This is a genomic window from Sporosarcina sp. FSL K6-1508, from assembly GCF_038007465.1.
Lineage (GTDB): Bacteria > Bacillota > Bacilli > Bacillales_A > Planococcaceae > Sporosarcina > Sporosarcina psychrophila_B.
Genome location: NZ_JBBOXF010000001.1, coordinates 1,497,501 through 1,511,922, shown reverse-complemented (window position 1 = coordinate 1,511,922; position 14,422 = coordinate 1,497,501). Strand labels below are relative to the sequence as shown.

The following is a 14,422-nucleotide window of genomic DNA, read 5'->3' as shown; positions in this document are numbered from 1 at the left end:
GAGAATGGTCTTTTCATTTATTCAAACGTACGCCAGCCAATGTCCTGCCTATAGAAGAATTCGTTCCATTCCAATTGAGACAAGCCTTTATAAACCTCAACCTGCGCTTCTTTCAATGAATCCGCTTTTGCTGTAATAAGGAGTACGCGTCCTCCATTGCCAATAAAACCTGTACCATGCGATTTTGTTCCTGCATGGAATACTTCCAATCCACGTTCTGACAAAACATCAAGATCTGGCAATGCCGCCCCTTTTACAACTTCTCCTGGATATCTATCCGCCGCAATGACAACGCCTAACATCGCTTTGTCATCCCACTTCAACTCATACGGTTTGCTAGCCATAAGTGCGGCCATGAATTCCCCAAAGTCCGATGCCATCCGAGGAAGAACGACCTGTGTTTCAGGATCGCCGAAGCGGGCGTTGAACTCAATCACTTTCGGACCATCTTTGGTGAGGATGAGTCCCGCGTACAAGATACCTGTAAATGGAGTTCCTTCCGCTGCCATTGCTTCAACAGTCGGAACGACAACTTTGTCGTAGGCCTCTTTCACGATTGCGTCAGAAATTTGTGGTACTGGTGAGTATGCTCCCATACCGCCCGTGTTCGGTCCTCTATCACCGTCGTATGCACGCTTATGATCTTGCGCGATAACCATAGGATAAATCTGCCCCTCATGGACAAACGACATATAGGAGAACTCTTCACCATCCAAAAATTCTTCGATAACGACACGCGAAGATGATTCACCGAACTTCTGGTTGCCGATCATATCATCGACCGCCTTCAGTGCATCGTCCAGCGTCATCGCGACGATAACACCTTTTCCTGCTGCAAGCCCATCCGCTTTAACGACAATCGGTGCTCCATTTTTATAAATAAACGCTTTCGCCTCGTCCGCATCGGTAAATGTTCCATATGATGCAGTCGGAATGTCGTACTTCGCCATTAATTCTTTCGCGAATGACTTACTACCTTCTATTAGCGCCGCCGCTTTTGTCGGACCGAATGCTTTCAGTCCCTGTTCAACGAAGTAATCCACAATTCCTTCCGCAAGCGGTTGTTCTGGACCGATAAATGTCAAATCCACATTGTTTGCTTTTGCAAATGTTGCAAGTGCTTCAAAATCCATCGCATCAATCTGGACACATTCGGCATCATATTTCATGCCATCATTGCCGGGTGCGACAAATACTTTCTGTACTGAAGGAGAGACATTGAACTGTCTGGCAATCGCATGCTCGCGGCCGCCGCTCCCGATAACGAGTATATTCAATGCAATCTACTCCTTAATGTTTGAAATGACGTACGCCAGTAAACACCATCGTAATACCGTATTCATTAGCTTTCTTAATCGAATCTTCATCTTTCACTGATCCGCCTGGTTGAATAATTGCCGTAATGCCCGCTTTCGCTGCAGCTTCGACTGTATCATCCATTGGGAAGAATGCATCAGATGCAAGCGCTGCACCCTTAGCGCGTTCGCCTGCTTGCGTTAGCGCAATATTAGCTGCTCCAACACGGTTCATCTGCCCCGCACCAACGCCGAGTGTCATATTGTCATCAGTCACGACAATTGCATTGGACTTCACGTGTTTTACAACAGCCCAACCAAGTTTCATCGCTTCCCATTCAGCTTCAGTTGGCTGGCGGTCTGTCGCGACACGAATGTCTGCATCCGCGAATCCGTATGCATCCGGCTCTTGCATAAGCAATCCACCTTCAACAGAAACTGTATTCCATTTGTCTTTTTTGTGTTGATTAAACGAAATTGTCATCAAACGAATGTTTTTCTTCTTCGTCAAGATTTCAACCGCTTCTTCCGTGAAAGCTGGTGCAATGATGATTTCTAGGAAGATACCTGATAGCTTTTCAGCAGTTGCCGCATCTACTTCACGATTCAATGCGATTATACCGCCGAAGATTGACGTCGAATCTGCTTCGTATGCTTTATTGAACGCTTCGAAAATTGTTTCGCCTGTTCCAACGCCACATGGATTCATATGTTTTACCGCTACTGCAGCTGCTTTATCAAATTCTTTAATGATTTGGATAGCCGCATTCGCGTCTTGGATATTGTTATACGAAAGTTCTTTGCCGTGTAATTGTTTCGCGTACGCAATTGAGAAATCCGACCCAAGTGGCCGGCTATAGAAAGCTGCTTTTTGGTGTGGATTTTCTCCATAACGAAGCGGTTGTTTTAGTTCATATGTATACGTAACCTGCTCTGGAAATTCTTCTCCTGTAAGGTCAGTCAAGAAACCGGCAATAAGTGCATCGTATGCCGCTGTATGACGGAATACTTTTGCTGCCAAACGTCTGCGCGTTTCAAGTGTCGTTTTGCCGTCCGCTTTGATCTCGGTAAGTACTTGATCGTAATCTGTTGCATCTACAATAACAGTGACGTATGCATGGTTTTTCGCAGAAGCACGAAGCATCGCTGGTCCACCAATATCGATATTTTCAATCGCGTCATCATTGGTTACATCCGGTTTTGAAATCGTTTCTTTAAACGGATACAAATTCACACAAACGACGTCAATCGGCTGGATGCCATGCTCTTCCATTTGTAAGATATGAGAGGGATTGTCTTGTTTCGCAAGAAGTCCTCCGTGAATCATTGGGTTGAGCGTTTTAACGCGGCCTTCCATAATTTCAGGGAATCCGGTTACTGCATCGACTGCTGTTACTGCGACGCCATTGTCTGCAAGATGTTTCATCGTACCGCCTGTTGATAACAGTTCATAGCCGAGACTTTCCAATTCCTTTGCAAATTCCAAAATACCGTTTTTGTCTGACACGCTAAGCAATGCACGTTTTTTCACGAATAAAACCCTCCAATTAGTCTGAATAAGCCCTTGATCATTACTGGCTAAAAATTTTGTTTAACGTATCTTTATATAAACCGTGTTCAACAGCGTGAATCGCTTCAGCCGTTTTATCTGGATTCCCATCGACAACTCGAACAGCATGTTGCGCTAAAATTTGCCCTGTATCCATTCCTTCATCCACAAGATGAACTGTGACACCCGTCACTTTCACGCCATGTGCAACCGCTTGTCCGATTGCGTCTTTCCCAGGAAACGAAGGCAGTAAGGAGGGGTGAATATTGACGATGCGAGATGGAAAGGCTGACAATAGGATAGGCCCGACGAGACGCATATAACCTGCAAGAACTAGCCATTCCGCCCCAGACTCTCGAAGTGCGTGAAGAATCGCTTCTTCGTAAGCATCTTTCGTTTCAAAATCTTTCGGTCGAAATGCCGCAACTGGAATGCTACTTTTTTCAGCACGTTCTACAACAAAGGCTTCCGGCTTGTTCGTCACCATGAGGACGATTTCAGCGTTCAACTCACCTGTGCTGCATGCTTCTTCAATTGCTGCAAAATTACTGCCGCTTCCGGATGCGAAAACGGCAATCTTTACTTTTCGATTCATTCGACAAGACTTCCGTCATGTGTACCTGTAAATGTGACGCCTTCGCCTTCAATCACACGTCCGATAATGAATGCTTCTTCCCCGTGCTCAGCTGCAATTTTAAGGGCAGCATTCGCTTGTTCTTCAGGAAGTGCGACAACAAAACCGATCCCCATATTGAATACGCTGTATAGATCTTTATCCAACAGTTCGCCTTTTTCTTTCAGCATTTTGAATACTGGAAGTACTGGCCATGAACCAAGGTCAATTTCTGCTCCGAATCCATCTACCAACATACGTGGTAAGTTTTCGTAGAAGCCGCCGCCCGTAATATGGCCCATTGAATGGACATCGAGTTCGTTATGCATTTGAAGAACAGGTTTCGCGTAAATTTTCGTTGGTGTAAGAAGTGCGTCTCCAACCGTTCCAAGCTCTTCGTATCCGGCAATTAAACCGTCAATTTCACAGCCTTGATCTTCAATTACAATTTTACGGACTAGTGAATAACCGTTCGAATGAATACCGCTTGAAGCGATACCGACAAGAACGTCTCCAGCAACAACTTTTTCACCCGTAACAATTTTACTCTTTTCACATGCTCCAACTGCAAATCCTGCAAGGTCATACTCATCGACTTCGTAAAGTCCTGGCATTTCAGCCGTTTCTCCACCAATTAATGCTGCACCGGATTGAACACAACCATCCGCAATTCCTTTTACAATCGCTTCTACTTTTTCAGGTACTGCTTTTCCAAGCGCGATGTAATCAAGGAAGTAAAGAGGTTCTGCGCCCTGCGCGACAATATCGTTAACACACATAGCGACACAGTCAACACCAATCGTGTCATGCTTATCTGCCATGAACGCCAGTTTCAACTTTGTACCAACACCGTCTGTACCGGAAATCAGAACCGGTTCTTTGTAGTTAAGTGCGGATAGATCGAACATGCCACCAAAACCGCCGAACGTTCCTGTAACACCTTTACGCGCAGTTCGCGCAACATGTGACTTCATCCGTTCAACTGACTCGTAACCAGCTTCGATATTTACACCTGCGTTTTCATAAGCCTTCGACATGTAAAAGTCCCCCTATCAAACAATTTCTTTCTTATGTGGCAACACTGTATCTGAATAGATTTCTGTAGGATATTCTCCTGTAAAGCATGCAAGGCATTGTCCACAATTCTTCGTTTTATCGGGACGTCCAATGGCTTCGACCATTCCCTCAGCAGACAGGAATGTCAGTGAATCTGCACCGATAAGCTCTCGGATTTCATCAACCGTCCTATTTGTTGCTATCAATTCTGAATCCGTACTGATATCTACACCATAAAAACACGGACTGACAAGCGGTGGAGACGCAATCACAACGTGAACTTCTGTCGCACCGGCTTCTTTCAACAGATTGACAATCCTTTTAGACGTGGTGCCGCGAACAATCGAATCATCCACCATGACGACTCTTTTACCGTTCACAACTTGACGCACTGGAGAAAGTTTCATCTTCACGCCTCTTTCACGCATCTCCTGTGTTGGTTGAATGAACGTTCGCCCGACATAACGACTTTTGATCAGCCCTAACTCATATGGAATTCCACTTTCCTCAGAAAACCCAATAGCCGCTGAAATACTTGAATCCGGTACACCTGTGACGACGTCTGCTTCGATATGTACTTCACGTGCAAGTCGTTTGCCGCAACGCTTCCGTGCTGAATGAATATTAATACCATCAATATCCGAATCAGGGCGTGCGAAATAGACATATTCCATCGAGCACATAGCCGAGTCCGCAGCTTTCGCAAAACGGTCCGACTGAAGACCTTTATCATTAATAATGATGAGTTCTCCCGGATCTACCGAACGAACCCATTCTGCGCCAATAAGATCGAACGCACATGTCTCAGATGCTACGACCCAAGCATCTCCCAGTTTCCCAAGGGATAATGGACGCAAACCATTCGGATCCTGCGCAACCATTAATCCATCATCCGTCAAGATGACAAACGCAAAAGCACCTTTTAACATCGACAATGCTTTTTTTACACGATCACGCTGTGTTAAAGAACCGCTACTTTTCTTAATTAAATGCGCTAGCACTTCTGTATCAGAATTCGTTTGAAAAATACTACCTTGACGTTCAAGATGCTCGCGTAGTTCGACCGCATTCACAATGTTGCCATTGTGAGCGACCGAAAGACTTCCAGTTGTTGAACGGAAAACGAGCGGCTGAACATTTTCGATTCCGCGACCGTTCTCTGTAGAATAACGCACTTGCCCAATTGCTGAATTTCCTTTTAAATCATTGATCTCATTACCAGAAAACACTTCATTGACAAGACCTTCGCCTTTAATCACATGAAACTTTTTGCCTTCCTTCGTAACGATACCGGCTCCTTCTTGTCCCCGGTGTTGTAACGCGTGCAGACCATAATAACTGATCTGCGCCGCGTCTTCATGACCCCAAATGCCAAACACACCGCACTCTTCGTTTAAGCCTCTGAGTTCAGCAAGCATTGGATAGCCCCTTTCCAAGCAGAACGGAGTTCATCCACCGTCCCGTCGATTAACGTGCCATTTTCACCGTTAATAACGATACGGTTACTATCCGTAACTACACCAATTTTAATCGCATCTGCCACAGCTTTTTCGAAATCTGCCGCTTTTTCTTCTTTTACAGTCACAAGGAAACGTGATTGCGTTTCACTGAATAATGCTGTTACTGCAGAGCCTGAAACTGTAACGCCTGCTCCAAGACCTTCCGTACCAAATGCTTTTTCACAAAGTGCTACTGCAAATCCGCCTTCTGATAAATCAGTTGCAGATTGAACAAGTCCTGCTTGGATTGCTGTCAAAAGTTCATTCTGGCGTGCTGCTTCAACTTCAAGGTCAATTGCCGGAGCTTGGCCGAAAATTTTCCCTTCTGTCATTTGTTGCAATTCACTGCCGCCGAAATCAAGTGATGCTTCGCCGATGACATAAATGACATCGCCTGCATTTTTGAATTCAGTAGTCGTTACTTGTGATAAATCATGAACAAGGCCGACCATACCAATCGTTGGCGTTGGATAGATTGGAACACCATTCACTTCATTAGATAAGGAAACGTTCCCGCTTATTACAGGAGCATTCAACTTGCGGCATGCATCAGAAATTCCATCAGCTGATTTCTCAAGCTGCCAAAATACTTCCGGCTTGTCCGCACTACCAAAGTTTAAGCAGTCTGTAATTGCAATTGGCTCCGCGCCTGAACAAATGAGATTACGCGCTGCTTCAGCAACTGCAATTTTCCCACCTGTTTCTGGGTCAAGATAGACAAAACGCGAGTTACAATCGGATGTCATCGCAAGTCCTTTATTCGTTCCACTGACACGAATGACACCTGCAGATGAACCTGGTGCAACGACAGTATTTGACCTAGCTTGTGTATCGAACTGGTTATAGACCCATTCTTTCGATGCAATCGTTGGACGTTGTAGTAATTCTTTAAGTGTTTCATTCAAATCAGTCACGACAGGTTCTGTCATTTCCATCGCTTGGAATTCTCTGAAATAAGCAGGTTCCTCGGATTTTTTATGGTAAACCGGTGCGTCTTCAGCAAGTGCATCAGCTGATACTTCCGCGACAACTTCACCTTTATGAAGAAGGCGCAGCATTTTATCGTCCGTTACTTTACCAATCGTTACCGCTTCGATATTATATTTCGCAAATAAATCCGTTACTTCCTGTTCACGGCCTTTTTTCACGACGATTAGCATACGTTCTTGAGATTCTGACAACATCATTTCATATGCTGTCATTCCTTCTTCACGCTGTGGTACTAGGTCAAGATTTAGCTCAACGCCATAACCTGCTTTTGACGCCATTTCAGCCGCAGAAGAAGTGAGTCCTGCTGCACCCATATCTTGAATCCCTATTAACGCGTCTGATTTTACAAGCTCAAGGCATGCTTCCATCACAAGCTTTTCTAGGAACGGGTCACCAGCTTGCATAACCGGAAGTTCCCCTTCTTTATCAACCGATACTTCGGATGAAGACATCGTCGCGCCATGAATCCCGTCACGTCCTGTTGTAGCACCGGCATACATCACACTATTTCCGATACCTGAAGCGATCCCTTTTTGAATGTCTTCATGATTTAACAAACCAACAGCCATCGCATTTACGAGTGGACGTTTAGAATAACAATTATCGAACTGGACTTCGCCAGCAATAGTAGGAATACCAATCGCATTTCCGTAACTCGCAATCCCTGCAACCGCTTCTTCGAATAAATACCGGTCACGCGCATCTGAAAGATCGCCGAAACGAAGAGAGTTAACGAGTGCTACTGGGCGGGCACCCATTGAAAATACGTCACGTAGAACCCCACCCGCACCTGTTGCTGCACCGATGAACGGTTCAATCGCAGAAGGTGAGTTATGAGATTCCATTTTGAAAACAGCAGCTTGATTGTCGCCAATGTCGACAATCCCAGCTCCTTCTCCTGGTCCTTGAAGAACGCGTGGCCCATCAGTTGGGAATTTGCGCAGTACCGGTTTCGAGCTCTTATATGAACAATGTTCAGACCACAATGCAGAGAATAAACCTGTTTCCGTATAATTTGGAAGGCGTCCTAACATCTCTGTTGCACGTTCGAATTCCTCGTCTGTCATTCCCATTTGGCGGTATAATTGTTCATCTTTAATTTGTTGTGCGTTCGGTTCATGCTTGGCTGACATTATTTTCACTCCACCTTTTCAAGATTGAATTGAATAGAGGCAATCCATCTGTTCCTCCGATGATTTCCTCAACTGCACGTTCAGGAAGGGGCATCATGCCGAGCACATTGCCTGTTTCGTTTAAAACGCCCGCGATGTCCGCTGTGCTGCCATCTGCATTACCGTCCGCATATGTAAATACGATACGGTTAGTACTTTTCAATTCTGCCACTGTCTCTTCATCAACATAATAGTTGCCGAATTCATGAGCAAACGGAATTGTGATTTCTTGCCCATTATCGTAATCTGCTGTAAATGTAGAATCTGTATTCAAGACAGTCAATTTCGTTTTGCCAGACCTGAACTTCAGTCCTTTATTGCGCAAGAAAGCGCCTGGTAAAAGGCCTGCTTCAGCAAGAATTTGGAACCCGTTACCCACACCAAGAACAGGTTTCCCTGTTGCAGCAAATGCTTTCAAACTCTCGATTGCTTGCGAGCTTAGCGCTAGTGCACCAGGACGCAGATAATCGCCGTATGATGCTCCACTTGGAATGAGTACTGCGTCATACCCGTCAAGATTCGCTTCTGTATGCCAGATGTATTCCGCTTTATTGCCCAGAACGGTATTTACCGCATGATGCATGTCGATGTCGCAACCCGATCCCGGGAAAACAAGAATAGCGAACTTCATTTGCCCGCAACCTCCCCGATTTCATATCGGTAGTTCTCAATAACTTTATTGACCAAAAGCTTTTCACACATTTCTTTGACACGTGCATCGATATCTGTAACTGATCCGTCCAATTCTAGCTCAATCAATTTCCCAATGCGTACGTTTTCGACTTCTTTATAACCCATCGTTTGAAGTGCTTCTTTCGCTGCTACCCCTTGTGGATCAACAACACTTTCACGGAGTGTTACGTATACGTTTACTTTCGTCATGTCTTTTTCCTCCCAAATGAAATTAGATTAGGTTATTGGTACAAATGTTGAAAAGCTGCCGGTAATTCATATTCTCGAATTAAGACCAAATGCCTGTTGCTTCAATTTCTTTCAATGTTTTTTCACTATTGTCAGTCATAATCGTTATATGTCCCATTTTACGCTTTTCTTTTGCTTCTGCTTTGCCATATAGGTGGATAGACCAATCAGGATGATCCTTTACAGCTTTCGAAAGTGGCGCAATATGTTCACCAAGCACGTTTACCATAATTGACGGTACCCATAGGATCGGCTTTCGCAGTGGCCAACCACAAATAGCACGGACGTGTTGATGAAACTGTGAGATATTACATGCCTCAATTGAGTAATGTCCAGAGTTATGTGGTCTAGGTGCTAATTCGTTAATGATGATTTCATTACTTTCCAAAACAAACATTTCTACTGCCAATGTCCCCACAAGATCGAGATGATCTGCAATTTTCATCGCTGCTTCCTCAGCTTGTCTCAATACACTTTCGTGAACCCTTGCAGGTACAATCGATTCATGCAGTATGTGATTTTTATGAATATTTTCCGCAATTGGCAGACAGTAAGACTGTCCTTCAGCGTTTCGTTGAATGATGACCGAAACCTCTTTCGTGAACGGAACAAATGCTTCTGCAATACATGCTGAATGAGCAAAGAGTGATTCAGCTTCATGAAGATCCTTTTCATCATCAATTTTCACTTGCCCTTTACCGTCATAACCGCCGAATGCAGTCTTGACGATACAAGGGAAACCGACTTCTGCAATTTTTGATGTAAGTTCTTCAAATGTCTGTGCCGCCACGTAGTTCGCAACAGGTGCACCCGATGCAGTAATTTCCGCTTTTTCATTGATACGGTTTTGGGTGATTCGAACAAGTTCAGCGCCCTGTGGTACATGTGCGATATGAGTCAGACGTTTCAGTCCTTCATAATCAATGTTTTCAAATTCATATGTGATGACATCACTCACTTCACCAAGTTCCTCAAGCGCGGCTTCGTCGTTGTATTGTGCAACAATCCGGATATCAGCAATTTGACCACATGGTGAATCCATAACTGGATCTAGCACAGCAATTTTGAATCCTGCTTCTTTCGCTGCAAGCCCCATCATACGACCAAGCTGTCCACCACCAATGATTCCTATCGTCTGTCCAGGTAAAATTGTTTTCATAGTAAATCACCGCTACTTTCCAGTGCCGCATCACGTGTATTATCGCGGCGCTCTTCAATACGCTTCATTAAAGATTTATCATGGACGCCAAGCATCTGTGCTGCAAGTAGACCTGCATTCATAGCACCTGCTTTTCCAATCGCCATGGTCGCAACCGGAACACCACCTGGCATCTGGACGATCGATAATAATGAATCCATCCCATTCAACGCTTTCGATTGCACAGGTATGCCGATAACCGGTAGCAATGTTTTTGCTGCAACCATCCCCGGTAGATGCGCCGCTCCTCCAGCTCCCGCAATGATAACTTCTAGACCTTTTTCTTGTGCTCGTTCCGCATATTCAAACATGAAGTCAGGCGTGCGATGCGCCGAGACAACTTTCTTCTCATAAGGGACTGCTAGCTCGTCTAAAATGTCACAAGTATACTTCATTGTTTCCCAATCACTTTTACTCCCCATAATAACGCCGATTTTAGGTTCCAAATTTAATCCGCTCCTTCTAAGAAAAACGTAAGACGCCTTTACAAATGAACGCGCATAAGTCGAACCAATGAAGCAGCGTTCGTTGCCTGGAAAGGATACATTTCGATCCTTCCTGGCCAGGCTGACTTTTGACCCGAATGTCTGGCGCCTGAAGCCTAGCCAACATTTTCTAAACTAAAAAATCCTCGAATAAACCACTTTTCAAATGCATGAAAAGCAGATCATTCGAGGACATTGAAATATGCGTGAAGATGATTGCACCCATTGGTACTCACACACCTTTCGCTACCATTCCTGAAAGTCGCTTTCCCGCATAGTCCGGACATTAAGGTGTCCTGGTAGAAACACTGCGGCCAATTCCACAGCATATATGGGGATTCCTATTTACTCTCTATATTTTAACAAGACCAAGAGCATCCGTCAACCCAAAAGACGAACAATAAAATACATCTATCATATATCGTTCGGATTAATGGCGGTTTAGTCTTCTTTGAGTATGCCTTTAAACTTGATAACTTGCCGTACCGGAATATACTCGCCATCCACTTCAGAAAACAAAGGTTCTTCCTTTCGTCCCGCAACCGTATAACCTGCTGCAGTCAACCTCTTCAAACAATCTTCAATAGTTTCTTCCGTCTCTACATCAAACCACACAGTCTTCTTTTTACTCACTTGAACAACTTTCCTTTCTTGATGCTCTTAACCCAGAAACCGCCATGGATCGTTTTCGCCTCATATGCAATGATAAATGCTTTGGGATCTATTTCTTTAATAGTAACGTAAAGTTTCAGTTCATATTTACGAGGTGTCAGAATCTGCATAGCAGACCGATCGCCATCAAGTCCATTTGCCGACCAATCCGTCACACCGTACCCTTTTTCTCTGAGTATGCCCGGTAGCTTCAAATTCTTTTCTGCTGTAATCACATTTACAGTGATATAACCAAGTGCCATTTTTTCTTCGATCTTCGAACCGATAATTACTCCGCAACCGTAACCGACCGCATAGGCTATCAAGTTCTGTATTTCATTCAGGTTATCCAGCACTAAACCAAGGCCGATAACATAGATAACAATTTCCACTATACTAAGTCCTGCAGCGATGTATCTATAGCCTTTTAACGTTAGAATCATGCGCACTGTGAAAAACGTAACATACACGATATTAATCGCGAATATAATGAGCACCATTTGCAAAATAACCATTCCCTTCTCATGCATAACCTCATCGTATCGTTGATAGGAGATGATTTCAAGCTATTAAGAATAGATGAATAAATAGTGAATATGAAGCGGAATTGTGGAACCTTAATCACGGCTTCCATATTCAAATACCATCTTTATAATCCTCCTTTATAATCCTCCTACATATGTTGAACAAATGAATACGGCATAGGCGCTGCCTTACAATAGATAGAATCAGAATTCCTGCTAATACCACTTCGACGCTTTGTGGATGCCTCCCGCGATAAGCCGGAAAGGAGAGCACTTGGGAGGGATTGAACTGCATCCCTCCTTAGTCTTATCGCTCCGGCTACCACGAAGTCGCGCCTTTGCTGGATAGCGTATTTGAGAAAGCTCATTTCGTTATCAGTGATGAGACCTGCAACCTGGCGTGCCATAAATCGATCGACTGTGATCAACGAATGTCCCAAGACATATGGAATGAATTAGTCATCCTGCTAATACCGCTTCGACGCTTTGTGGATGCCTCCCGCGATAAGCCGGAAAGGAGGGCGCTTTCAGTCTTATCGCTCCGGCTACCACGAAGTCGCGTCTGCGCTGGATGGTCTATTTGAGAAAGATCATTTCATTAGCTGTGATGAAATTTGCAACCTGGAGTATGTCTTTCTTGCCTCTAATTCTATATGTTGAACACTTGAATCCAGTGTATAAGCTGAGCGAAGGCGCCTTAGCAGGGGTAGCCGAAGCCATAAACTAAGCAGCTTCGGCTACCACTATATATTAAAAATAAACACAAAAAAAGCCATTACCTATTGGCAATGACCTTGCGCCTGGCGACGTCCTACTCTCACAGGGGGAAACCCCCAACTACCATCGGCGCTGAAGAGCTTAACTTCCGTGTTCGGTATGGGAACGGGTGTGACCTCTTCGCCTTCGTCACCAGACTCTTTGAGCTTGTTCGCTCAAAACTGAATGAAACAGACATTGTGCTACACGAATCAGGGTAATCAAGCCCTTTTCAAAATTGGTTAAGTCCTCGATCGATTAGTATCCGTCAGCTCCACACGTCGCCGTGCTTCCACCCCAGACCTATCAACCTCATCTTCTTTGAGGGATCTTACTTACTTGCGTAATGGGAAATCTCATCTCGAGGGGGGCTTCATGCTTAGATGCTTTCAGCATTTATCCCGTCCATACATAGCTACCCAGCGATGCCTTTGGCAAGACAACTGGTACACCAGAGGTATGTCCATCCCGGTCCTCTCGTACTAAGGACAGCTCCTCTCAAATTTCCTGCGCCCGCGACGGATAGGGACCGAACTGTCTCACGACGTTCTGAACCCAGCTCGCGTACCGCTTTAATGGGCGAACAGCCCAACCCTTGGGACCGACTACAGCCCCAGGATGCGATGAGCCGACATCGAGGTGCCAAACCTCCCCGTCGATGTGGACTCTTGGGGGAGATAAGCCTGTTATCCCCGGGGTAGCTTTTATCCGTTGAGCGATGGCCCTTCCATGCGGAACCACCGGATCACTAAGCCCGTCTTTCGACCCTGCTCGACTTGTAGGTCTCGCAGTCAAGCTCCCTTATGCCTTTGCACTCTGCGAATGATGTCCAACCATTCTGAGGGAACCTTTGGGCGCCTCCGTTACTCTTTAGGAGGCGACCGCCCCAGTCAAACTGCCCGCCTGACACTGTCTCCTGCCCCGATAAGGGGCATGGGTTAGAAGTCCAATACAGCCAGGGTAGTATCCCACCAACGCCTCATCCGAAGCTAGCGCTCCGGAATCCAAGGCTCCTACCTATCCTGTACAGGCTGCACCGGAATTCAATATCAGGTTACAGTAAAGCTCCACGGGGTCTTTCCGTCCTGTCGCGGGTAACCTGCATCTTCACAGGTATTATAATTTCACCGAGTCTCTCGTTGAGACAGTGCCCAGATCGTTACGCCTTTCGTGCGGGTCGGAACTTACCCGACAAGGAATTTCGCTACCTTAGGACCGTTATAGTTACGGCCGCCGTTTACTGGGGCTTCAATTCGAAGCTTCGCTTGCGCTGACCTCTCCTCTTAACCTTCCAGCACCGGGCAGGCGTCAGCCCCTATACTTCACCTTGCGGTTTTGCAGAGACCTGTGTTTTTGCTAAACAGTCGCCTGGGCCTATTCACTGCGGCTCTCTCGGGCTTTAACACCCTACCAGAGCACCCCTTCTCCCGAAGTTACGGGGTCATTTTGCCGAGTTCCTTAACGAGAGTTCTCTCGATCACCTTAGGATTCTCTCCTCGCCTACCTGTGTCGGTTTGCGGTACAGGCACCTCCCGCCTCGCTAGAGGCTTTTCTTGGCAGCGTGAAATCAGGGACTCCGGGGAATACTCCCCTTGCCATCACAGCTCAATGTTATAGGAACGGGATTTGCCTCATTCCACACCTCACTGCTTAGACGCGCATAACCAACAGCGCGCTCACCCTATCCTACTGCGTCCCCCCATTACTCAAACG

At 45.5% G+C, this 14,422-nt stretch carries 12 protein-coding genes, 2 rRNA genes and 1 riboswitch (1 of these 15 running past the window's edge); all 14 genes read right to left on the bottom strand.

Annotated features, from left to right (window positions below):
* Positions 1–17: 17 nt before the first annotated feature.
* The gene (gene purD / locus MKZ11_RS07400; RefSeq protein WP_340793437.1) at positions 18–1,277 is read right to left on the bottom strand and encodes a phosphoribosylamine--glycine ligase; all 1,260 of its coding nucleotides are present in this window, start codon (positions 1,275–1,277) and stop codon (positions 18–20) included.
* A 13-nt stretch (positions 1,278–1,290) separates the two neighbouring features.
* Complete coding sequence (gene purH / locus MKZ11_RS07395) at positions 1,291–2,826, bottom strand: bifunctional phosphoribosylaminoimidazolecarboxamide formyltransferase/IMP cyclohydrolase (protein ID WP_340793435.1); 1,536 nt, start codon at positions 2,824–2,826, stop codon at positions 1,291–1,293.
* Between the two features lie 40 nt (positions 2,827–2,866).
* On the bottom strand, positions 2,867–3,439 hold the full coding sequence (purN, locus tag MKZ11_RS07390; protein WP_340793433.1) for a phosphoribosylglycinamide formyltransferase: 573 nt from the start codon (positions 3,437–3,439) through the stop codon (positions 2,867–2,869).
* Positions 3,436–4,494: a phosphoribosylformylglycinamidine cyclo-ligase gene (gene purM / locus MKZ11_RS07385; protein ID WP_340793431.1), complete on the bottom strand. Its 1,059-nt coding sequence runs from the start codon at positions 4,492–4,494 to the stop codon at positions 3,436–3,438. The genes purN and purM overlap by 4 nt, the downstream gene beginning before the upstream one ends.
* Positions 4,495–4,509: 15 nt before the next feature.
* A complete protein-coding gene (gene purF / locus MKZ11_RS07380) occupies positions 4,510–5,931 on the bottom strand; it encodes an amidophosphoribosyltransferase (RefSeq protein WP_340793430.1) in 1,422 nt (473 codons plus the stop codon).
* Complete coding sequence (gene purL / locus MKZ11_RS07375) at positions 5,907–8,135, bottom strand: phosphoribosylformylglycinamidine synthase subunit PurL (protein ID WP_340793428.1); 2,229 nt, start codon at positions 8,133–8,135, stop codon at positions 5,907–5,909. The genes purF and purL overlap by 25 nt, the downstream gene beginning before the upstream one ends.
* The gene (gene purQ / locus MKZ11_RS07370) at positions 8,119–8,805 is read right to left on the bottom strand and encodes a phosphoribosylformylglycinamidine synthase subunit PurQ (protein ID WP_340793426.1); all 687 of its coding nucleotides are present in this window, start codon (positions 8,803–8,805) and stop codon (positions 8,119–8,121) included. Before purQ ends, purL begins: the two co-directional genes overlap by 17 nt.
* Positions 8,802–9,056 (bottom strand): phosphoribosylformylglycinamidine synthase subunit PurS, encoded by a 255-nt coding sequence (gene purS, locus MKZ11_RS07365; RefSeq protein ID WP_340793424.1) that lies wholly within the window; start codon positions 9,054–9,056, stop codon positions 8,802–8,804. Before purS ends, purQ begins: the two co-directional genes overlap by 4 nt.
* Before the next feature lie 79 nt (positions 9,057–9,135).
* The gene (gene purK / locus MKZ11_RS07360) at positions 9,136–10,254 is read right to left on the bottom strand and encodes a 5-(carboxyamino)imidazole ribonucleotide synthase (RefSeq protein ID WP_340793422.1); all 1,119 of its coding nucleotides are present in this window, start codon (positions 10,252–10,254) and stop codon (positions 9,136–9,138) included.
* Positions 10,251–10,739: a 5-(carboxyamino)imidazole ribonucleotide mutase gene (gene purE / locus MKZ11_RS07355; RefSeq protein WP_340793420.1), complete on the bottom strand. Its 489-nt coding sequence runs from the start codon at positions 10,737–10,739 to the stop codon at positions 10,251–10,253. The genes purK and purE overlap by 4 nt, the downstream gene beginning before the upstream one ends.
* Before the next feature lie 294 nt (positions 10,740–11,033).
* A riboswitch (purine riboswitch) is annotated at positions 11,034–11,133 on the bottom strand.
* 86 nt (positions 11,134–11,219) lie between these two features.
* Positions 11,220–11,411, bottom strand: a complete 192-nt coding sequence (locus MKZ11_RS07350) for an NETI motif-containing protein (RefSeq protein ID WP_340793419.1) — start codon at positions 11,409–11,411, stop codon at positions 11,220–11,222.
* Positions 11,408–11,959 (bottom strand): DUF2179 domain-containing protein, encoded by a 552-nt coding sequence (locus MKZ11_RS07345; RefSeq protein WP_340793416.1) that lies wholly within the window; start codon positions 11,957–11,959, stop codon positions 11,408–11,410. The genes MKZ11_RS07350 and MKZ11_RS07345 overlap by 4 nt, the downstream gene beginning before the upstream one ends.
* A gap of 792 nt (positions 11,960–12,751) precedes the next feature.
* A 5S ribosomal RNA gene (gene rrf, locus MKZ11_RS07340) occupies positions 12,752–12,867 on the bottom strand.
* 80 nt (positions 12,868–12,947) lie between these two features.
* Positions 12,948–14,422 (bottom strand): 23S ribosomal RNA (locus MKZ11_RS07335); it runs 1,458 nt beyond the window's last position.

Excerpts from the sequence above, each read along its gene's own strand:
- purN (WP_340793433.1), bottom strand. The coding sequence starts at position 3,439 with ATGAATCGAAAAGTAAAGATTGCCGTTTTCGCATCCGGAAGCGGCAGT.
- purM (WP_340793431.1), bottom strand. The coding sequence starts at position 4,494 with ATGTCGAAGGCTTATGAAAACGCAGGTGTAAATATCGAAGCTGGTTAC.
- purF (WP_340793430.1), bottom strand. The coding sequence starts at position 5,931 with ATGCTTGCTGAACTCAGAGGCTTAAACGAAGAGTGCGGTGTGTTTGGC.
- purL (WP_340793428.1), bottom strand. The coding sequence starts at position 8,135 with ATGTCAGCCAAGCATGAACCGAACGCACAACAAATTAAAGATGAACAA.
- purQ (WP_340793426.1), bottom strand. The coding sequence starts at position 8,805 with ATGAAGTTCGCTATTCTTGTTTTCCCGGGATCGGGTTGCGACATCGAC.
- purS (WP_340793424.1), bottom strand. The coding sequence starts at position 9,056 with ATGACGAAAGTAAACGTATACGTAACACTCCGTGAAAGTGTTGTTGAT.
- purK (WP_340793422.1), bottom strand. The coding sequence starts at position 10,254 with ATGAAAACAATTTTACCTGGACAGACGATAGGAATCATTGGTGGTGGA.
- MKZ11_RS07345 (WP_340793416.1), bottom strand. The coding sequence starts at position 11,959 with ATGCATGAGAAGGGAATGGTTATTTTGCAAATGGTGCTCATTATATTC.